21 protein-coding genes and 1 pseudogene are annotated in these 19606 nt (G+C 70.0%); 11 read left to right on the top strand and 11 right to left on the bottom strand.

Features of this window, described 5'->3' with window-relative positions; all coding sequences use genetic code 11:
- Positions 1–275: 275 nt before the first annotated feature.
- From J7E91_RS13860 to J7E91_RS13840, 5 genes are all read left to right on the top strand, one after another.
- Complete coding sequence (locus J7E91_RS13860) at positions 276–1355, top strand: YihY/virulence factor BrkB family protein (protein WP_214902992.1); 1080 nt, start codon at positions 276–278, stop codon at positions 1353–1355.
- Positions 1352–1969 carry a phosphatase PAP2 family protein gene (locus tag J7E91_RS13855; RefSeq protein WP_308376500.1) on the top strand — a complete coding sequence of 206 codons (618 nt, stop codon included), beginning with the start codon at positions 1352–1354 and terminating at the stop codon, positions 1967–1969. The genes J7E91_RS13860 and J7E91_RS13855 overlap by 4 nt, the downstream gene beginning before the upstream one ends.
- Positions 1970–2163: 194 nt before the next feature.
- Positions 2164–2583, top strand: a complete 420-nt coding sequence (locus J7E91_RS13850; RefSeq protein ID WP_214902989.1) for a phage holin family protein — start codon at positions 2164–2166, stop codon at positions 2581–2583.
- Positions 2580–3017, top strand: a complete 438-nt coding sequence (locus J7E91_RS13845; protein ID WP_214902987.1) for a DUF3618 domain-containing protein — start codon at positions 2580–2582, stop codon at positions 3015–3017. The genes J7E91_RS13850 and J7E91_RS13845 overlap by 4 nt, the downstream gene beginning before the upstream one ends.
- Positions 3017–3283, top strand: coding sequence for a DUF4235 domain-containing protein (locus J7E91_RS13840; RefSeq protein WP_214902985.1), 267 nt, complete (start codon positions 3017–3019; stop codon positions 3281–3283). Before J7E91_RS13845 ends, J7E91_RS13840 begins: the two co-directional genes overlap by 1 nt.
- 46 nt (positions 3284–3329) lie before the next feature.
- On the opposite strand, the pseudogene J7E91_RS13835 reads toward J7E91_RS13840, so the two are convergent.
- Positions 3330–3749 (bottom strand): annotated as a pseudogene (locus tag J7E91_RS13835) (DUF1348 family protein).
- 91 nt (positions 3750–3840) lie between these two features.
- Here J7E91_RS13835 and J7E91_RS13830 point away from each other — a divergent pair.
- Positions 3841–4428 (top strand): TetR/AcrR family transcriptional regulator, encoded by a 588-nt coding sequence (locus J7E91_RS13830; protein WP_214902983.1) that lies wholly within the window; start codon positions 3841–3843, stop codon positions 4426–4428.
- Positions 4429–4497: 69 nt separating this feature from the next.
- On the opposite strand, the gene J7E91_RS13825 is transcribed toward J7E91_RS13830, so the two are convergent.
- The 5 genes from J7E91_RS13825 to J7E91_RS13805 form a co-directional block, all read right to left on the bottom strand.
- Positions 4498–5559 carry a polyprenyl synthetase family protein gene (locus tag J7E91_RS13825; protein WP_214902981.1) on the bottom strand — a complete coding sequence of 354 codons (1062 nt, stop codon included), beginning with the start codon at positions 5557–5559 and terminating at the stop codon, positions 4498–4500.
- Positions 5556–6617, bottom strand: a complete 1062-nt coding sequence (locus J7E91_RS13820) for a tetratricopeptide repeat protein (protein ID WP_214902979.1) — start codon at positions 6615–6617, stop codon at positions 5556–5558. The genes J7E91_RS13825 and J7E91_RS13820 overlap by 4 nt, the downstream gene beginning before the upstream one ends.
- A 587-nt stretch (positions 6618–7204) precedes the next feature.
- The gene (locus tag J7E91_RS13815) at positions 7205–7537 is read right to left on the bottom strand and encodes an ANTAR domain-containing protein (protein ID WP_308376499.1); all 333 of its coding nucleotides are present in this window, start codon (positions 7535–7537) and stop codon (positions 7205–7207) included.
- Positions 7534–8226: a pyridoxamine 5'-phosphate oxidase family protein gene (locus J7E91_RS13810; RefSeq protein ID WP_251015612.1), complete on the bottom strand. Its 693-nt coding sequence runs from the start codon at positions 8224–8226 to the stop codon at positions 7534–7536. The genes J7E91_RS13815 and J7E91_RS13810 overlap by 4 nt, the downstream gene beginning before the upstream one ends.
- Positions 8227–8239: 13 nt before the next feature.
- A complete protein-coding gene (locus J7E91_RS13805) occupies positions 8240–8659 on the bottom strand; it encodes a hypothetical protein (protein WP_214902977.1) in 420 nt (139 codons plus the stop codon).
- A 292-nt stretch (positions 8660–8951) separates the two neighbouring features.
- On the opposite strand from J7E91_RS13805, the gene J7E91_RS13800 reads away from it, so the two are divergent.
- A complete protein-coding gene (locus J7E91_RS13800; protein ID WP_308376498.1) occupies positions 8952–10727 on the top strand; it encodes a PP2C family protein-serine/threonine phosphatase in 1776 nt (591 codons plus the stop codon).
- A gap of 42 nt (positions 10728–10769) precedes the next feature.
- Here J7E91_RS13800 and J7E91_RS13795 read toward each other — a convergent pair whose 3' ends face one another.
- The 5 genes from J7E91_RS13795 to J7E91_RS13775 form a co-directional block, all read right to left on the bottom strand.
- Entirely contained in the window at positions 10770–11210 is a 441-nt protein-coding gene (locus J7E91_RS13795; protein WP_214902974.1) for a protein-tyrosine phosphatase family protein, read from the bottom strand.
- Positions 11211–11263: 53 nt separating this feature from the next.
- Complete coding sequence (locus J7E91_RS13790; protein ID WP_308376497.1) at positions 11264–11974, bottom strand: VOC family protein; 711 nt, start codon at positions 11972–11974, stop codon at positions 11264–11266.
- A gap of 113 nt (positions 11975–12087) precedes the next feature.
- Positions 12088–13185 (bottom strand): LacI family DNA-binding transcriptional regulator, encoded by a 1098-nt coding sequence (locus tag J7E91_RS13785; protein WP_214902968.1) that lies wholly within the window; start codon positions 13183–13185, stop codon positions 12088–12090.
- Positions 13186–13196: 11 nt separating this feature from the next.
- The gene (locus J7E91_RS13780) at positions 13197–14108 is read right to left on the bottom strand and encodes a PfkB family carbohydrate kinase (RefSeq protein ID WP_214902965.1); all 912 of its coding nucleotides are present in this window, start codon (positions 14106–14108) and stop codon (positions 13197–13199) included.
- Positions 14109–14197: 89 nt separating this feature from the next.
- On the bottom strand, positions 14198–15199 hold the full coding sequence (locus J7E91_RS13775; protein ID WP_214902962.1) for an SIS domain-containing protein: 1002 nt from the start codon (positions 15197–15199) through the stop codon (positions 14198–14200).
- Between the two features lie 303 nt (positions 15200–15502).
- Between J7E91_RS13775 and J7E91_RS13770 the strand changes: the two genes are divergently transcribed.
- From J7E91_RS13770 to J7E91_RS13755, 4 genes are read left to right on the top strand one after another with little or no spacing between them, the layout of a single operon-like run.
- Positions 15503–16834, top strand: coding sequence for an ABC transporter substrate-binding protein (locus J7E91_RS13770; protein WP_214902960.1), 1332 nt, complete (start codon positions 15503–15505; stop codon positions 16832–16834).
- 21 nt (positions 16835–16855) lie between these two features.
- A complete protein-coding gene (locus tag J7E91_RS13765; protein ID WP_251015611.1) occupies positions 16856–17749 on the top strand; it encodes a carbohydrate ABC transporter permease in 894 nt (297 codons plus the stop codon).
- The gene (locus J7E91_RS13760) at positions 17743–18579 is read left to right on the top strand and encodes a carbohydrate ABC transporter permease (protein ID WP_214902957.1); all 837 of its coding nucleotides are present in this window, start codon (positions 17743–17745) and stop codon (positions 18577–18579) included. Before J7E91_RS13765 ends, J7E91_RS13760 begins: the two co-directional genes overlap by 7 nt.
- Positions 18580–18612: 33 nt before the next feature.
- Positions 18613–19455, top strand: coding sequence for a sugar phosphate isomerase/epimerase (locus J7E91_RS13755; RefSeq protein WP_214902952.1), 843 nt, complete (start codon positions 18613–18615; stop codon positions 19453–19455).
- Positions 19456–19606: the final 151 nt, after the last annotated feature.

Genomic DNA, 19606 nt, shown 5'->3' with positions numbered 1-19606 from the left:
CTGCCCGCCCGTCCGCCGGCCTTCCCGGCCGAGGGGCACCTGCACGTCAGACCAGCGGGTTGACCGCCCCGGCCGGGTGAGCGCTCGCGGGGGATCTCGCACGAGGGGCGGTGCCTCAGGGGCGTACACGCGGGTGTTCGCTGGCAGCTTCGGCGCCCTGGCCATCGGCGGAAGAGCGAGAATGCACTCCAATGGCGCAGAGTTCCGGCGACATCGCCATGATTCAAAGTCCGGCTCCACGTGCATAACCCGCGCTTTGCGGTTACTCGTAGGTCATGGCATCGAAGTGGCAGCAGGAACACGGAGACGACGAGCACGGGCGCGAGCACCGCCCGGCGGCTGCCGGAGCGGACGCGGAGTCCGGCAGCCGTGCGGGGCCGGACCCCCAGGTGGAACGGGACGCTCCCGGCTCGCCCACCCAGCTGGGCAAGAAGTCCTGGGGGGCGGTGCTGAAGCGCACGGCGGCGGAGTTCAAGGACGACGAGCTGACCGACCGGGCCGCGGCGCTGACGTACTACGGGATCCTGGCGCTGTTCCCCGCACTGCTGGTGCTCGTGTCGATCCTGGGCATCGCGGGTGCGTCGGCGACCAAGAGCATCCTGGACAACATCGCGAAGCTGACGCCCGGCTCCGCCCGCAACATCATCACCGGTGCGGTCGAGCAGCTGCAGGCCAGTGGCAGCGGTACGGGATCGGTCCTGGCGATCGTCGGCCTTCTGGGTGCCCTGTGGTCGGGGTCCGGCTACGTGGCCGCGTTCATCCGCACCTCCAACGCCGTCTATGACGTCCCCGAGGGCCGGCCGGTCTGGAAGCTCACGCCGTTGCGGCTGGTCCTGACGCTGGTGCTGATGATCCTGGCGTGCGTCAGCGCGCTGATCGTGGTGTTCTCCGGCGGCCTCGCCAAGCAGTTGGGTACGACGCTGGGGATCGGAGACAGCGCCCTGAACGTCTGGTCGATCGTGAAGTGGCCGGTTCTGGTGGTGCTGGTCACCATCATGATCGCGCTTCTGTACTGGGCGTCGCCGAACGCCAGGGGCCGCGGCTTCAAGTGGGTCACCCCCGGCAGCTTCCTGGCCCTGGTGATCTGGTTGATCGCCTCGGCGGGCTTCGCGCTGTACGTGGCGAACTTCGGCTCGTACAACAAGACGTACGGAACCCTGGCCGGAGTGATCATTTTCCTGGTGTGGCTGTGGATCACGAACCTGGCGATCCTCCTGGGGCTGGAGTTCGACGCGGAGATGACCCGTGAACGCGCCATCGTCGGCGGCCATCCCAGCGACGAGGAGCCGTACGTCGAACCGCGTGACACACGCAAGTGGAGTGACCAGGACCGCAAGCAGATGGGCAACGAGTGACTGTGCTGGAGCACCTGGGCCGGGGTGTCGACGGGTTCGACACCGCGCGGCCGAAGGAGGCCGTGACGCGCCTCCTCGATGACGTACGCCGCCTCGACCGGCGGCTCACCCGCCGGGCCGCCTCCTGGGACTCGCCGTGGGCCCGGAAGATGCTGCCGGCCGTGGAGTCGGCGGCCGAGAGAACCAAACTCTGGTGGGGCGCCGCCATCACGATGGCCGCCGTGGGAGGTGCCACGCAACGCAAGGCCGCCGCAGGGGGAGTGGCGGGCATGCTCTGCGCACAGCTGATCGCGAACGCGCTGTGCAAGCAGCTGTACGAGCGGCGCAGACCCCCCGCGGACATGATCCCGCACGACGATGTCGAGGACCGGCCGGACACCTCGTCCTTCCCCTCCGGGCACACCGCTGCCGCCGTGGGCTTCACTGTCGCGGTGTCCCTCACCTCACCGTGGGTGGGGGCGGCAGCCGCGGTTCCCACCGTGCTGGTGGCCGTGGAGCGTGTCCATGCCGGAGCGCATTACCCCAGTGATGTCGTGGCCGGCGCCGCCATTGGTGTGGGCAGTGCCCTGCTGGTGCATCACGCACCGCGCCTGCTGTTGCGCCTCCTGACGTAGGGAGTCGAGGACGGGGGCGGATCTGTTCGTCCGCGACGCGTGGGCTGTCCGCTGGCGGGCATCCGCAGTAGGGGCTACGACTTGAGATGACAGCCACCAGCGGGCAGGCCGCCACACCGTCGCGCCTGGCGCAGACCGAGATGCAGCGAGATCGAGATGCCGCGAGATGCAGCAAGGAAAGGAAGGTCACGACGATGAGCACGTCAGTGGGCCAACCGCCCGGCAGGGACGCCGAGGAGTCGGTGGGCGACCTTGTCAAGCACGCCTCGGAACAGATTTCCCAGCTGATGCGGCAGGAGCTGCGCCTGGCGCAGGCCGAGATGCAGCAGAAGGGCAAACGGTTCGGGCTCGGCGGCGGTCTGCTGGGCGGAGCCGGCGTGGTGGGCATCGTCGCTCTGCAGGCCGCTGTGGCCACCGCGATCGTGGCCCTGGACCTGGTCTGGCCGTTGTGGCTCTCCGCGCTGGTCGTCACAGGCGCGCTGCTCGTTGTGGCGGCGGTGCTCGCCCTCGTGGGCAAGAAGCAGGTCAGCCGCGCCACGCCGGCCGCCCCCCAGCAGGCCATCCACAGCGTCAAGGCCGACGTGGCCGAGATCAAGGAGAGGGCACGGCGATGACGGACAAGGCAAAGGACGACGGTTCCTCGCCCACCCCCGAGGAGCTGCGGGCCCAGGTGGCCAGGACCCGTGAGGAGCTCGGCCGGACGGTCGAAGCGCTGGCCGCCAAGGCCGACGTAAAAGCGCAGGCACAGCAGAAGGCGGCGAAGGTCAAGGGCATGGTGCAGGACAAGGCGGCACGCGCCCTCCACACCGCGCACGACAAGACACCTGCGCCGGTACGGGAAAAGGTCGCATCGGCCGGCGACCAACTGACGGAGACCGCTCACGGCCTGGGACGAAAGAGGCACAACAAGGACGCGGCGTCCGGCATGGGCGAAGTCCGGCCCGGCGGCGGGGGCGCACACACCAACCGCAATCTGCTCGTGTTCGCCGGTCTGGCGGCGGCGATCGCCGTCGTCGTCGTCGCCACACGACGCAGCGGGAGGTGCTGATGAAAGCGTCCAAGGTTGCCTACAAGCCGGTCGGTCTGGTGCTGGGCGCCGTGAGCGGCGCCCTGGCCGGCGCGCTGTTCAAGCAGGTGTGGAAGGTCATCGGTCACGACGAAGACGCCCCGGACGCCACCGACCAGGAGCGCGGATGGCGGGAGATCGTGATCGCCGCGGCCGTGCAGGGCGCCATCTTCGCGGCGGTCAAGGCGGCGGTCGACCGCGGCGGCGCCACCGCCGTACACCGCCTGACCGGAACCTGGCCCGGCTGACTGGGCGTTGACTGCGCGTTCGCAGGCCGCCAGACCCGCTAGGCCGTCAGAGCGCTATGCGCCGCTCGTCCACCGAAATGGTGAGGTCGTTGATGCTCGCGTAACGGCGTCGCATCAGGCCGTTCTCGTCGAACTCCCAGTTCTCGTTGCCGTAACTGCGGAACCACTGGTCCGCTTCGTCGTGCCACTCGTACTCGAAGCGGACGGCTATCCGGTTGTCCGTAAAGGCCCACAACTCCTTGCGCAGGCGTTAGTCCAGCTCGCGCCGCCACTTGTCGCGCAGGAACTCCACGATCTGCGCGCGACCGCGCAGGAACGTGTCGCGGTTGCGCCACTCGGAGTCCTCGGTATAGGCGAGGACCACCCGCTCGGGGTCCCGGCTGTTCCACGCGTCCTCGGCAGCCTGGACTTTCTCCCGGGCGGTCCCGGCGGTGAACGGCGGGAACGGCGGCCTCTTGTCGGTCATGGTTCTCCCCTTCCCCCAGGGGAGAACCAGCATTCTCCCCTGCTCGCGGTAGCCTAAGAGAACGGTGATTCTCACGCAAGGGAAGGTCGGCATGGAAGCCGCGGCACAAGAGACCCGCATCCTCGACGCCGCCGAGACGCTCTTCTACGGGCGCGGCCTGCAGGCGGTCGGCATGGCGGAGATCCGCGACGCGTCCGGGGCGTCCCTCAAGCGCCTCTATCAGCTCTTCCCCTCCAAGGACCACCTGGTGGAGGCCTATCTGCGCCGGCGCGACGTGCGATGGCGCGCGTCACTGGCCGGCCACGTCGAGGATCAGCCTCCGGGCGAGGACCGGATCCTGGCCGTCTTCGAGTGGCTGGGGTCGTGGTTCCGGGAACCGGGATTCCGTGGCTGCGCCTTCGTCAACTCCTTCGGGGAACTGGGCGCCACATCCGATCCGGTCGCGAGCGCCGCCCGCGACCACGTCAACGCCCTGAAGGACTACCTGGCGGGCCTGGTGAGCGAGGCGGGCCACTCCGCCTGGCTGGCGCAGTCGCTCCTTCTGCTGGTGGAGGGCGCGATCACCACAGCCGCCGTCAGCGGCGACAGTGCCGCAGCGGACCACGCCCGGGAGACGGCGCGCAAGCTGCTGGAACTGGACTCGGCAAACTCCAGCAGCAGCGCTCCCGGCCGCGGTTGACCCACGGCCGCGGCTGACCCACCGGCGTGGCTCGCGCCCGCGTGCCCTTGACCCGTCACCCCCAACCCGTCACGTGCTGCGGTCGACGAGGAACGGCAGAAGCGTGAGGATGTCGCCGACCGCCGCCGGGGCCAACGGGACACTCCCCAGGCTGTCGCGGGCGCTCTCCAGATGGTGACGCGCTTCGGCCAGCGTGGCGGAGCGCCCGCCGGCTTCCTCGATGAGCTCGGCGGCCCGGCGGGCGGCGGTGTCGTCGAGGGGATCGCCCGAGGTGAGGAGCGCGACCAGGCGCCGGGCGGCCGGGCCGTCCGCAGACACGGCCGCTAGGACGGGGTACGTCTTCTTCAGCCGGCGCAGATCGCTGTGAACCGGCTTCCCCGTGACCTGCGGATCGCCCCAGATCCCCAGCAGGTCGTCCACCGCCTGGAAGGCCACCCCGAGCTGCCGGCCCGCCCGTGCGAGGGCGTCGACCGTGGCGGGCGGTGCCCCGGCCAGTACGGCGCCCAGCCCCGCGGCGCAGCCCAGCAGCGCGCCGGTCTTGTGGTCGGCCATGGACCGGTACTCCTGCGGGGACACGGCCTCGGGCCCCGTCCAGGGCCGGGCCTCGAAGAGCAGGTCTTCGGCCTGACCGCGCACCAGGTCGTTCAGCGTCCCCGCCAAGTGCCGCACCGCCGCCCCGCTGTGTACGTTGCCGGAGTCGGCCAGCGTCTCCACGGCCAGGGCGAAGAGCGCGTCTCCCGTCAGCACCGCGGGGCCCGTGCCGTACGCCTTCCACACGCTCGGGCGCTGCCGGCGGGTCTCGTCGCCGTCCATGATGTCGTCGTGCAGGAGCGAGAACGTGTGGATCAGTTCCACGGCGACCGCACCGACGACCGCGTCCTCGGCGGACCCGCCCGCGGCCTCGGCGGACAGCACGGTGAGAGCCTGGCGTACTCCCTTGCCGTGCGAACCGGCGCGGGGGCCGGGCACGGGCCTGCCGCCCACCTCGCTCCAGCCGAGCGAGAAGGCGGCCATCTCGGCCGGCCACGGATGAAGGCGCCGCACCGCCTGCGTGAGCGCCGGCCGTACGAGGTCGCGGCAGCGGCCGAGGATCTGCGGGGCGGTGGCCTGGGCTGTTACCGGCAGCGTCATCGTCGGTCGTCTTCCTCGTCCGCCACGGTGGCAAGGGGGAGTACGCCGAGTTCGGCATGGGCCTTGTCGACCATGTCCCGGGCGTGGCGCAGGCCGATCCGGTCGAGCGTGCGGCGCAACTCGCTCAACTCGGCGGCGGTCTCGGCCTGGTCCCGGCCGAGCCGGGCGCGTGCCTTGACCAGCCCGAGCCGTGCCAGCGCCTCGCCGCGCGGCTCACTCATGGCACGGAACTCCGCGAGAGCCTGCTCGTACACCTGACGGGCTTCGTCGTAACGACGGGCTCGGTAGAACACGTTGGCGCGCATCTTGTGGTTGTAGGCGAGGGCGCTGGACAACTTCATCTCGCGGCAGGTCACTTCCGCCTCGGCGAGCAGGGCCAGAGCGCGGTCCGGGTCGTCCCGCAGGGAAACGATGTCGGCCATGCCCCGCAGGGCCCATGCCCTGCCGCGCCGGTCCTCCGCGTTCCCGGCGATCTGGGCCGCCTCCTCGAACATCGCCAGCGCCGTGTCGTACGAGCCGGTGTTGCGGTGAATCTGAGCGATGCCCTCCAGCGCCCATACGGTGTGGCGGGCCTCGCCGCGTTTGCGTGCCTCGGCCAGCAGTTGCTCGTGCAGTACGGCGACCGCCTCGTAGTCCCCCTGTATGCGTCCGGTCTCCGCCAGACCGGCGAGAGAGTAGCCACGGGCTACGACGTCCCCGCCCCGTTTTGCCATGTCGGCGGCGAGGCCCAGCAACCGGAACGCCAGCGCCAGCGCGCCCCGCTGCCGGGCGAGCGTCCCGCCGCTCCACAACGCCCACGCCATGGCCCCGAGGTCACCGGCCGCACGGGCGGCGCGGTAACTGGCCTTCCACGCCCGGTCGGCTTCCTCGACGTTGCCCAGCCTGCGGTGCGCCTCGGCGACGGCGAGCCCGGACCGTGCCACCTCCTGCTGCGAACCGGAGGCTTCGGCCGCTCTCAGGTTCTGGGTGCCCTTTTCCAGTACGTCCGTCAGGGAGGAGTTCACCGACAGCGCGGTGAGGGCGCCTTGGTACTCCGGCGCGAATGCCTTGCTGTGCATGGGTGCCTTTCGTGCGTGGCCGGGGCAGCGGTGCGACGACTATGCACTGCGTGTATACGCGCGGCGTATAGTCACCTGGTTCCGAACCCGGGCGCTTGGGGGACCGGGAGGGTGCCAGCCACCGGGGGCCGGCCGTCCTGCTGTGGATCAAGACGACTGCCGCCCGCCCGGGGTTGCTCGCGCCCGATGTGTTTTATCCGGCGCGACATCCGGTGACCGAGGCTGGGGCGGCGACGGCGGCAGGCTGGAGCTGTTGTCCCCCGGCCCAGAGCCGCTCGACAGCCCGGCAGTCGGTCACCACGATGCCCTCAGTGAGGGCACCGCGTCCTTCGCGGACAGCGGCCCCCACCGGTAGCCGGTCGTGTAGCAGACCAGCGTGAGGTGGATGCCGAACCCGATCCGCGGCCGGGCAGTTCACTCGACAGGAGCGTGCGCGCGGCGGCTGAGGGCCCGGAGACAGAACCGTCCATGCCTCAGTGTGGACCGGCGAGTTGAGTCCGTACTGCGCATAGAACCGCTTCCGCGCGCTCGGCCGGCGACGCGGGCGGACCGGCCGCCGAAGCCGGTCCGCCCGAGGCCGGCCGGGATCAGCCGGTGTTGCGTACCCGTCTGACCGCCTGCCGCAGTGGTACCCGGACGGACGCGGGCCGTTCGATGCCCCGGGCGGCGGCGACCAGAGCCGTCGCCACCTCCCGCAGTTTGATGTTGGTGCGCTGGGACACCTCCACCAGTACGTGCCAGGCCTCATCGGCGGAGCAGGCGCCGAACGCCATCAGCATGCCCTGTGCCTGGCCGATGACCGTACGGCTGGACAATGCCTGACGCAGCTGGGCGATCTCCGCCCGCATCTGCGTCTCCGCCTCCGTCTCCACCTTCAGGCGGTGTGCGTGCGGCGGCGCCCCGCGCAGTTCCGCCGTCACGTCCGGATCCGCCGCCCGCTCAGCCGGGTCGGCCGTATGACGATCCACGTACCGCGTGTCGGATCGGGCCACGGCAGGGAGAAGGCGTGCTCGTCCAGTACGGCCGCCTCTCCCGCGTCCGTCACCAGACGGGCCGGCCCCACGGCGACCACGTTCCATCCCGCACTCGTGACTTCGTCGATGCGGTCCGCCTCGAAGGCCACCTCCCCGCCCGCGACCGAAGCGGTCACGGTGCCCGGACTCGTGCGGTACGCGATCCGGCCCTCCACCACGGAGTAGTTCACCGGCAGGATCAGCGGGCCCGCGGGCGGCCCGAGGGGTGGCCCGGGTACGGCGACGCGCCCGACGCCGTGCCCCGCCAGCATGGTCCAGCACTCGTCCTGGCCGACCGTTTCCATCCGGGGGAACGGGGCCGCCGCGCTCCGGCCTTCGGGCAGGTGTGTGTGCCGGCCGCGCAGGTCACTCAGCGACATGCCGAGGGCGGAAGCGATCCGCGTCAGCAGCGCGCTGCCGGGCGAGAGGTCCCGCTGCTCCACGTCGCGCAGATACGCGGGGTCGGCGCCCACCGCGTGAGCGAGCTGTACGACGCTCAGACCGGCCTCCGTACGGCAGTGGGCGATGCGGCGGCCCACAGCGCTGACAGCGCTGTGCGGGTCGGTGTGCTGCCCGGCAGCGGTGGCAGAGATCATGAATGTGTTTCCTTCACCCTGTGGTCGCGGGGAGGCGGACGGTGCCGTTGCGGCTGATGGTCAGAGGCGGACTGCAGGCGCCGTGCGGCAGCTCGGGGGAGGTGATGCGTATGCGGTACGGCCCCTCAGGCAGCTCCGGCACCACGACGGACGCCCGGAGCGCGCGCGGATCCACCTGTGAGGCCAGTACCGCGGCCTCGGACCACTTCCCCTGTTCCGTCCTGCGCTCCAGCAGGACGCTGCACGGGTATCCCAGGCACCCCGTGATCCGCCAGCTGATCTGCCGTCGCTCGACGCAGGTCCAGCACTCCCCTCCGGTGGGCGCCCGTACGAGCAACGCGTCCGGGACCGGTTCGGGGGAGGCGGTCCGGGGTGGGAACAACCCGTCGGTCGCTCGCTTCAGTTGAGCTTTGGCCAGCGCGATCCAGCGCATTCTCTTCCTTCCGTGTCGCTCCCGCGGCGGTGGCGGCTGTGGCGGACCGCCCGGCGCGGGTGCGGGTCCTCGTCTTCCTGATTTGGGTGTTTCCGCCCACAAAGCGCCCAACACGGGACTAAAGTCCCGTCCGGCAGGGACCTTCGCCACCACCGCCCGGTTACGGCAGCCCGGCGGTGAGCGCTCGCGTGCCTCCGGGGCGGAACCTACGATCGAGGTGGACGGATCTTGACGCGCGACGCCGGGAGGCCATCACCGTGAATGTCCTCTACGGCAGGGCTGTGACGATCTGGTGAGCTTCTCACTGCCGGGCCTGCCGGACCTGCCCCACGACGTGGAGGGCCTGAAGTCGCTCATCGAGCGTGAGGTCGCCGCATTGCGCGCGGATGCACGCCGCAAGGCGGAAACGCGCCTGCCGCTCGCGACCGCCATCAGCCACGCCTCGCCCATGAGCAGCCAGTCCCTGGAGACCTTCACCTCCGGAAGAGCCGAACCGGCGGACGACCTCCCGGCCGGGCAGCGAGAAACCGGCGGTGGCGGCCCGGACGGCGCGGCCGGTCACGACCCGTGGGCCTGCCTGTGCTCCAGCATGGCGGCCATCCCCGTCTCGGCGGCGCTCCTGACCCCTGTCGAGGACGAGACCGGTGAGATCACGGACTTCGTCATCCGGGCCGGCAACCACGTCCGCTCGTCCGAATGGCTCGAACCGCCGGACACCCAGGTGGGGCAGCGGTTCCTGGAGGCCCGCCCCGGAGCCGCGACGAGCGGACTGCTGGCGGCGCTGACCTCGGTGTTCAAATCCGGGCGCGCCCTCAACGGGCTGACCGTGGACTACACGGAGGAGCGGTACGGCCGACTGCATCGCGCCCCGCTCCTGTACTACGCCGCCGCCTGCGGCGACCACCTGCTGACCACCTGGCTCCCCGCCCGCAGCCAGGCCGAGAGCCTGACCCTCGACGCTCAGCACATCGCCTCGCTGGGATGGGGCCACTGGGACCTTCTCTCCGGCGCCGTCAACTGGTCGGAGGGGCTGCACCGCATCTTCCGTACCGACCCGGGCATGCCGTGGTCCCTCACGGAGCTCTGCGACGCGGTCCTGCCCGGCGAGGTGCCGGCGCTCGCCGAGCTGATCACCGCCGTCCTCGCCGGTGAGGAGCCCTCCTGGACACGCATCCGCTTCCGTGTCTTCGGTGAGGTACGCACCCTCGACCTGCTCGGCAGACCCGTCGCAGGAACCGACGGACGTCCGTGGGCCGTGCACCTGGCCGCACGCGACCTGACGCCCCAGATGCGCAGCCGCCGCCGTCTCGCGGAGACCCAGCGCGAGACGGAGGGACTGCGCCAGCAGGCCGAGGCGGAACGGCGCATCGCCTCCGTCCTGCGCGAGGCGCTCCTGCCGACCCACTCCGCGGAACTCGCCGAGCTGGGGCTGACGGTGGCCGCCGCCTACCTGCCGGCCGAGCCCGACGCAGCCGTGGGCGGCGACTGGTACAAGTGCAGGCGCCTGCCGGACGGGCGGGTCCTGGTCGCCATCGGAGACGCCGTCGGCCACGGGCTGGACGCCGTGGCCCGGATGGCCCAGCAGCGCCACGCCCTCGCCGGCCTCGCCCAGACGGGCGCGACGGCCGGCGAGATGACGACATGGCTGAACGAGCTGGTGTGCAGTGATCCCTCTGCGCTGACCGCGACCATGATCACCGGGCGTATCGACCACGACCGTGTCCTGCGCTGGGCGTGCGCGGGCCATCCGCCTCCGCTGCTGCGGCGTGGCAAGGAAGTGTCCCCTCTCCCCTCGGACCATCTCGGCCCGCTCCTGGGCCTGATGCCCGGGTACGCGTACGAGACCGCGCCGGTCCCGCTGCGCAGCGGTGACCTGCTGCTCCTCTACACCGACGGTGTGGTCGAGCGCCGGGGCGAGGACATCACCGTGGGCATCAACAACCTCAGCCGGAGCCTGTCGGGAAACGCGGGGCTTTCGGCCCGGGCGACGCTCGACCGCATCACCGCCGATTACACGCGCACGGCCCACGACGACGACGCCTGTCTCCTCGCCATCCAGGTGGACTGAGCACGCGGAGCCCACCTCGCGCTCGTGACGCGGCACACAGGGTTACGTGCCGTCGTCGCCGAATCGCAGCACGAAGCGTTTCTGCCAGGGAGTCTCCACGGCGCGCGGGTGGTAGTGCCGACGGGTGTACGCCACGGCCTCGCCCGCCGGGACCCCGTCCAGGACGGCCATGCACGCCAGCGCCGTCCCCGTACGCCCGCGACCGCCACCACAGGCGATCTCCACGCGCGCGTCGGCCGCCCGCTCCAGCGCTTCCCGGAGTACGTTCCGGGCCTGACGGCGATCCTGCGGAAGCCGGAAATCCGGCCAGCGCAGCCATCGGGCCTCCCACGCCACCGGCGGCGGTTCCTTGCCCAGCAGGTAGACGGCGAAGGACGGCGTCAGCCCTGCGGGCAGCGGATGACGCAGACCCCGGCCGCGCACCAGCAGGCCGGAGGGCAACCTCATGACTCCGGCGCCGGCCGAGGACCACTTATCGCTCATGCGCCCACCCTATGGGCGGCGGTACGCAGCAGGCGGGCCCCGAGTGCGATGCGTCAGGCAGCCGTCATCTTCGGCATCTCGCCCTTCGTCGTCCGCATGTCGATCACCGCGAACGCCGCGCCCTGCGGGTCGGTCAGCGCCGCGAACCGGCCGAACGGGCTGTCCATCGGCCCGAACTGCAGCTCGCCGCCGCGCTCGGTCGCCCTCGACACCGCAGCGTCGCAGTCCTCGACGGTGAAGTACACCTGGATGTACGGCGGGATCCCCGGCGGGAACTCGTCCGTCATCGTCATCCGCCCCAGGACGGTGTCGTCCCCGACGTTGAAGACCTTGAAGTTGATCGCGTCGTCCTCCATCCGCTGCACGGTGTACGGGAAGACGGCGGGGAAGAAGGCGTCCGACTTCTCGGGGGCGCGCGTGAAGACCTCGGCCCAGGCGTACGCGCCCGGCTCGCCGCGCTTCTCGAAGCCCTCGTGCTTGCCCGCCTGCCAGACGCCGAACGTGGCACCGCTGGGGTCCTTCGCGATCAGCATGGAACCGAAGTCGCCGACCTGCATCGGCTCCATCAGCACCTCACCGCCGTTGTCGGTGATCTTCCGGGCGGTGGCGGCGACATCCGGCGACGCGAAGTACAGACACCAGGCCGACGGGGTCTCCTGGCCGGGCATCGGCGGGACGACGGCGGCCACCGCCTTGCCGTCGGAGTAGGCCTGCGTGTAGTTGCCGTACTCCGACGAGCCCTCGCCGAAGGTCCAGCCCAGCACGGAACGCCCTCTGGTTGTGCGGCCATCGTTTCGCTCTCTCCTGCTCGATGATTGGTCCGGTTTGTTACGGCATCCAGTCATCCGCCGCCCCGCGCGTCGCGACGCCGCTGTCCTCAGGAAGGCTGTGGCGGTGCGACCGAAGAGCGCAGGATGAGGCGGGTGCGCAGCGTGTGCATCTCGCGGCGGGGTTCAGCGCCTTCCAGGGGATCGAGGAGCACCTCGGCCGCCTTCGCGCCGAGTTGGTGCACGGGCTGCTCGATCATCGTCAGCGGCGGGTCCATGACCGCCGCCCATGCGCTGTCGTCGAAGCCGATCAGGGACAGGTCGCGCGGGTAGGACAGCTTCTCCTGCCGGACGGCGCGCAGGGCTCCCGTCACCGCGTCGGTCTCCGTACAGAACAGCGCGGTGATGCGCCGGGGGAGTCGCAGCATGCGTACGACCTCCTCGGTCGCCCGTTCCTCGGTCTTGGGCCCGACCATCACCAGCTCCGGATCGAAGGGGATGTGCGCGTCGTCGAGCGCGTCGAGGTATCCGCGCAACCGCTCCCCGTCGGTCCACAGATTGCGCGACGCCGCGGCGAGCAGATCACGCCGGGTCCGGGGCACCTTCGTCACGGGCGGCCCCCATACGAATCCGATGCGGCGGTGCCCGGCCGCGATGAGCACTTCCACCGCCTCGCGCGCCGCGTCCCGGTTGTTGATGACGACGGCGTCGAGATCGAGCGCCCCGATCGCCCGGTCGACGAGCACGACGGGGATGCCCCGGTCCAACGCCGTCCGGATATGGGCCACTTCACCGCGACCGACAGCGGCGGAAGCGATGACGACGCCGTCGACCCGCTTGTCGATGAGCACGTTGGTCGCCGCGACCTCCTCGTCGAGGTTCTCGTACGTACTCAGCACGATGGTGTCGAAGCCCCGGGCCCGGGAGGTGTCGCAGATGCCGCGCACCACACCGGCGAAGAACGGGTTGCCGATGTCCGCGACGATGACTCCGAGGGTGTGGCTGACACCGGTCGACATGCTGCGCGCCAGCGCGTTCGCGCGGTACCCGAGCTTCTCGGCCGCCGCGAGGACGCGTTCCTTCAACTCGGGGCTGACGTATCCGTACCCGCCGAGCGTCCGGGCCGCGGTCGCCCTGCCGACACCGGCCTCGGCGGCCACCTCGGAGATCGTCGGTGGCCCCGACGTGCGGCCCCGGTCTGCTGGCATGGATCCGTACCTCAATTCTCTTGGTCGAAGGCTCGCCACATGCTAGACACGGCCGGTTGCCCGGTGGGCCGTCCGTGGCCGAAGGCGCCTTCGACGAAGCACTGCTCGTGGGCGGCCGCGGCTCCGTCGTGGAGGGCGCGCTCGGTCAGGTCCCGGTGGGGCGGCGTGTCCCGGGACCATCCGCCCCGCAGCAGGGAGACGGCGAAGCCGGTGAGGAAGGCGTCGCCGCAGCCCATCGTGTCGACGAGGGGCCTGGCCGCGTCCACGCGGCGTGCCGGCGCCGTGTGGACCGTACGGCCGTCGTAGGCGATCGCACCGTCCACGCCGCGGGTGGCGAGCGCGAGCCGGGCCCCCCGGTCCACGGCCTCGGCCAGGAGCGAGCACGTGGCGGCTTCGTCGAGGTGTGAGCAGGAGAGAAGGACCAGGTCGGCGTACGGGCAGACGCGGTCGAGGTAGGAGGGGGTGCGGAACTCGTCGTCGCTCGACAGGTCGAAGGTCACGAGCGGGCCGGGCCCGGCGAGTTTGGGCAGTTCGCTCTCGCTGCGGGAGTACACGCTGGAGTGCACCAGGTCGAAGGACGCGACGTACGCGAGCAGTTCGCCGTCGAGCGTGAGCGGCTCCCGCACGGTTACGCCGCCGCCGTTCCAGCCGAGGAAGACGCGGTCGCCGTCGTCGACGCGCAGGGTGGAAAGGCCGGTCTCGCCGGTCCGTACGACACAGTGGTCCACCACCACGTCCTGCGCAGTGATGGAGTCGCGCAGGAAGCGGCCGAGGCCGTCGTCGCCGAAGACCCCGAGGTAGGCGGCCTCCAGGCCGAGGCGCCGGGCGTAGACGGCCACGTTCACGCTGTTGCCGCCCGGGTAGTCGATGCCGCGGTCGACGAACCGGTCGACGCTGTTGTCGCCGAAGCCGAGGACTCTCATAGGGTCTCTGTTTCTCCTGTCCGAGGGGGGGGTACGGAGCCGCCGCCCCCGCCCGTTGTCCTGGGGGCGAGGGCGGCAGGACCGTCGGCTCAGTACTCCATGACCCGGTAGTAGCGGCGCAGGTCCAGCGAGTGGTCCCGTACGCGCTCCAGGTGCTTGCTCACACGGCCCATCACGGTGTCGAGCACGAGCGGCGCGAGGAGGCCGCGGAACTCCGGGCTGATTCCCTCCAGCGCGTAGTCACGGGTGTCGAAGACGGTGACGTCACGGGAGACGCGCCTGGCGAACGCCTCGACGCGGTCGGTGAGGGCGCGCGTCTCGTCCTCGCCCTGGAAGATGACGACGCTGGTGTCCTGCTCCAGCAGTTCGAGGGAGCCGTGGAAGAACTCGGCGCTGTGCACGCGGGTGGTGCGCAGCCACTGCATCTCTTCGAGGATGCACATGGAGTAGAGGTACGTGAATCCCCACAGGTTTCCGCCACCGACGAGGAAGTGGTAGTCGGTGTCCTTGTGGGCCTCGGCGAAGGCCGCTGCCGGAGCCTCCGCCTGCTTGGCCACACCGGCGAGAACGCGCGGGAGGTCCGCGAGCTCGTCGGCGAGCTTTTCGTAACCCTCGAACTCGCCCCGGCGGTCCAGGAGCCGGCCCATGAACAGCAGCATCTGCGGGTCGAACGGCCAGGCCTTGGGCTCCGAGACGAGTGCGGTGTCGACGCTCCGGGCGACGGGGGAATCGGCGTACCCGGTGAAGCCGATCGTGTGGACGCCCTTGGACTTGCAGAACTCGATGGCGCGGAGGCTGTCCTCGGTCGTGCCCGATACGGACGTGAAAACGGCCGCCGAGCGTTCGCCGAGGGTGGCGTCACCCGAGGCGGCCAACTCCGCGGCGATGACGGCGCGTACGGGGAGCGTCGAGCTGCGCCGGGCGAGGTGCTCGTACGGCCACATCTGGGCGTAGGTGCCGCCGGCGCCCACGAGGAAGAGGTTGTCGAACCCCTCGTCCACGAGGCGGTCGGCGAGCTCCTCGATCCGGGGGCGCAACGCCACCGTGCTCGTCAGCTGGGAGAGGAATTCCGGCTCGTTGAATCCGAGCATCTTCGCGTCCTTTCAGGAAAGGGTGCGGCCGGCGGCGCTGAGCGACCTGATACCGGTATCACGCGGGGCTCACGCTGGCACAGTGGACGTGCGGCGTCAATACCGAGAGGCGCTGCTCGTGTCGCTGAGCACGCGCCAAGTCGCCTGCTGCCTGCGTCGATTCGGAAATTTGTCACCGTCCGGCCTCCAGCCGAGGATCGCCCCCGACTGACTGAAAAGAAGATCTTCGGTGCACCCTGGTACCGGTATCAGAATCTCTGTACAGTCGCCGCACATCAGCGGTCCGTGTCAGAAAGGAAGCCCATGCGCGCTCGTGCACTGACGACGTACGCGGCACTCTTCGGGGCCTCGGTGCTCGCCCTCACCGGCTGTTTCGCCGGGCCGGCGAACAAGCCGGCGGCCGACGTCACCGCGAAGCCGGAGTACTCCGGCACCCTCAGCATCCTCACCAAGTTCGCGGGTGATCCGCTCAGTCCCTACTTCGAGGACCTCGCGGCGGCGTACGAGCGCAAGCACCCCGGAGTGAAGGTCGAACTCATCCAGGAGACCGACCAGAGCATCAAGGACAAGACCAAGACCCTCACCGCCTCCGACGCCCTGCCCGACATCTACTTCACCTGGACGGGCAACTGGGCCGAGAACTTCGTCCGCGGCGGCCGGGCGTCGGACCTCACCGAGGTGATCGGACCGGACACCGCGTGGGGCCGGACGTTCAGCAAGGCATCCCTGTCCGCCTTCGCCTACGACGGCCGGTACTACGGGATACCCCTCTACAACAACGGCAAGTTCATGGGCTACAACAAGGCCGCCTTCGCCAAGGCGGGCGTCGACGTGCCCACCAGCTTCGAGGAACTCCTCGCCGCCTGCCCGGTACTGCGCGACGCCGGATACGAGCCCATCGCCTTCGGCAACAAGGACGGCTGGCCCGCCCTGCACTACCTGCAGCAGCTCTTCGCCTACCACGTGCCGGCCAAGACCCGCGAAGCCGACTACCACCCCGCGTCGGCCACCCTCGACCACCCCGGCTACCTCGCCGCGCTCAAGCAGTTCAAAATGCTGGTCAGCACCTGTACCGACACCCGCGGCGGCACCAACGGCGTGCTCTACACGTCGGCGCAGGAAGCGTTCTCCCGAGGCAAGGCGGCCATGTACTACCAGGAGATCCTGGAGTTCGACACCACCACCGCGGCCCGGTCCGCGGCCGGGGCCCTCACGCCCGAGAATCTGGTCATCCAGCCCCTGCCCGTCCCCGAAGGCGCGAAGGGTGACCCGAAGGCGATCGAGGGAGCGCCGGAGGGATACCTCGTCAACGCCAGGTCGCCGCGCGCGGCGCTCGCCGTCGACTTCATGAAGTTCGTGACGGAGCGTGCGAGCGCGAAGAAGCTTTCCTCACCTCCCTACGGGCAGCCCAGCACGGTCGTCGGCGCCGTCACGCCCGAAACCTCCAGCAAGGCCGTCTTCCAGGGCATCGAGACCGTCAACAAGGCGCCCCGCCTGGCCGGCTGGCTGGACATGGTGACAGCGCCCGAGGTGGCCGACGCCTGGCTGGCCGGCGGTGAGGCGCTGATCAGCGGCGGCATGTCTCCCGGGGAAGTGCTTGAGAGCGTGCGCCGGGCCTCGAAGTCGGCCAAGTAGTCCGCACGGCAGAAGGGAAACATGCCGGTGCGCACCATGTGCCGAAGAGCACTCGGCCTGGCCTGGGTCATTCCGGCCCTCGCCCTGCTCTCCGTGTTCGTCTACCTGCCGCTCGTGCAGAACTTCGGGTTCTCCACGCTCACGTGGGACATCTACAGCGGAAGCCAGGAGTACGTCGGCCTGGAGAACTACCGCGAGCTGTTCGACGACCCGGTCTTCTGGTCGTCGTTCGCCAACAACCTCTGGTACGCGGTGATTTCCATCGTATTCCAGGTGTTCGGCGCCCTGCTGCTCGCCGCACTCGTCGAATCCGTCGGCAGCGAGCGCTGGGGGCGCGCTCTGCGCGCGGTCTACTTCATCCCCTCGGCGATCTCCCTGACCGTGGCGGGCCTGCTCTTCTACTTCGTCTACGAGCCGAACCTGGGCCTGCTCAACCACGCGCTCGACGCGGTGGGGCTCGGGCAGTTCGGCCAGGCGTGGCTCGGCCAGGAGAGCACCGCGATGTTCGCGGTCATCGCGATGAGCCAATGGCAGGGTTTCGGGTACTGCACCCTGCTGTTCGCCGTCGCGATCCAGCGGATTCCCTCCGAGCTGTACGAGGCGGCGTCCCTGGACGGCGTCGGGCCCGTACGCCGCTTCTTCCACGTCACGCTGCCGCTGGTGCGTGAGATGACCGGTCTCATGATGATGGTGACCGTCTCGGGCGCGTTCCAGGTGTTCAACGAGGTCATGGTGATGACCAGCGGCGGCCCCAACAACTCGACCCAGGTGCTGGGCACCTGGCTGTACCGCAACGGTTTCGTACGCAATGACTTCGGCTATGCCGCGGCGATCGGCACAGTGATCTTCGTGATCACCCTCACCATCGCCGTGGCGCAGCTGTGGATCACCCGTAGGAGAAGGGTGGAATGGTGAGCCGCCTCGGCTTCATCGGCGCGATCGCGCGCGTCTTCATGTGGGCCTTCCTGCTCGGCCTCGCGGTGGTCGTCGTTTACCCGCTGCTGTGGATGGTGCTCAACGGGTTCAAGACCAACGCGGAACTCTTCGACAACCCCTTCGCGCTTCCCGTCGACTGGAGTTTCGCCAACTACCAGAAGGCGTGGAACCGCGGGGTGAGCGACTATCTGATGGCCAGTGTGCTGGTCACGGTGACGTCGACGATCGCGACCGTGTTCATCAGTGCCTGGGCCGCGTACGGACTCACGCGCGTGAACATCCCGCTCAACAAGGTGCTCACCGCCGTCATCCTCGGCGGGCTGATGCTCACGCCGACCGTGGCGCTCGTACCGCTGGTGCGGATGTTCCAGACGATGGGCCTCTACAACAGCTTCTGGGCCCTGCTCATCCTGTACACGGCGTTCCGCGTCCCCTTCACCACCTTCCTCATCCGCGCCTACATGATCGACCTGCCCCGCGAGGTCGACGAGGCGGCCGAGATCGACGGCGCCAGTCGCTGGACCGCCTTCTGGCGGATCATCCTGCCGATGTGCAAGCCGATCATCACCTCCACGGTGCTGCTGCACGTCCTCTTCGCCTGGAACGAGTACCTCTTCGCCATGGTGTTCACCAACGGCAGCGACGTACAGACCCTCCCGGTGGGCCTGACGAGCCTGATGAGCAAGCACGGCACCGACTTCCCCGTCGTCTTCGCCGGCATGGTGATCGCGGCGGTACCGGTGGTGCTGCTCTTCTTCTTCGGACAGCGCTACATCGTCAAGGGCCTCGCCGACGGAATCGGAAAGTGACCGCGCGCCACCCACGACAGGAGCCCAGCCCCGATGGCCCTCTCCGCCCGGCAGATCACCGGATCCAACTTCGCCTACCAGCACCTGCCGTTCGAGACCTTCCTCGACGACATGGCCGGCCTCGGCCGGCAGAAGCTCGAACTGTGGGGCGTCGCGCCCCATCTCCACATCCCGCGGCTGAGCAACGCCGACGCGCGCCGCATCCGAGGCAGCGTCGCGGCGCGCGGCCTCCAGACGCACTGCCTCACCCCCGAGCAGGTGATGTACCCGGTCAACGTGGCCTCACCGGTCACCTGGCTGCGCACCGAAAGCATCGCCATGTTCCGCCGCGCGGCCGAGCTGTGCGCCGAGCTCGGCGCACAGCTGCTCCTCGTCACCCCCGGGCGCGGTTACGAGAACGAACCAGTGCGGGCCGCGTGGCGCCGGTCCGTCGACGCGATCGGCGACATCGCCGGGTACGCCGCCACCCTCGGGGTGACGTGCGTGCTCGAACCGCTCCAGCGAGTGGAGTCGAACCTCGTCAACGACTACCGCACCCTCGCGACCATGACCGACGAGATCGGTGCGGCGAATCTCGGCGCCGTACTCGACACGGTGGCCATGGCCGTCGCCGGAGAGACCGTCGACGACGCCTTCGACGCGCTCGGCGCCCGGATCCGTCACGTGCACCTCATCGACGGCCGCCCCGCGGGACACCTGGCGTGGGGCGACGGGGAACTGCCGCTGGCCGCGTACCTGGCCGCCCTCGACCGCCGGCAGTACGACGGCCACCTGACCTTCGAGCTCTTCGGGGACGGCAGTTACGCCCGTGATCCGCGGTCGGCGGTCGAGCGGTGCCTGGCCGCGGCCGAGGCGGCCGCACCGCCGCGCCCCTGAGGCCGAACCTCTCCTGAGGGCTGAAGAGGTGACAGCGCGCAACCAGGCGGGTGATCCGCGCTCGTGGCAGTCACCCGAAGCCGCCTGCGGGCGTTGGAATGGGCTCGCGCTTTCGCCCGACGTCTCCACGGAGCCGGGCGATCCCACTCTC

The organism is Streptomyces sp. ISL-99, from assembly GCF_018614005.1.
Lineage (GTDB): Bacteria > Actinomycetota > Actinomycetes > Streptomycetales > Streptomycetaceae > Streptomyces > Streptomyces flavidovirens.
Note: the sequence above shows the minus strand (reverse complement) of the source record. Positions and strands in the feature narration are given on the sequence as shown.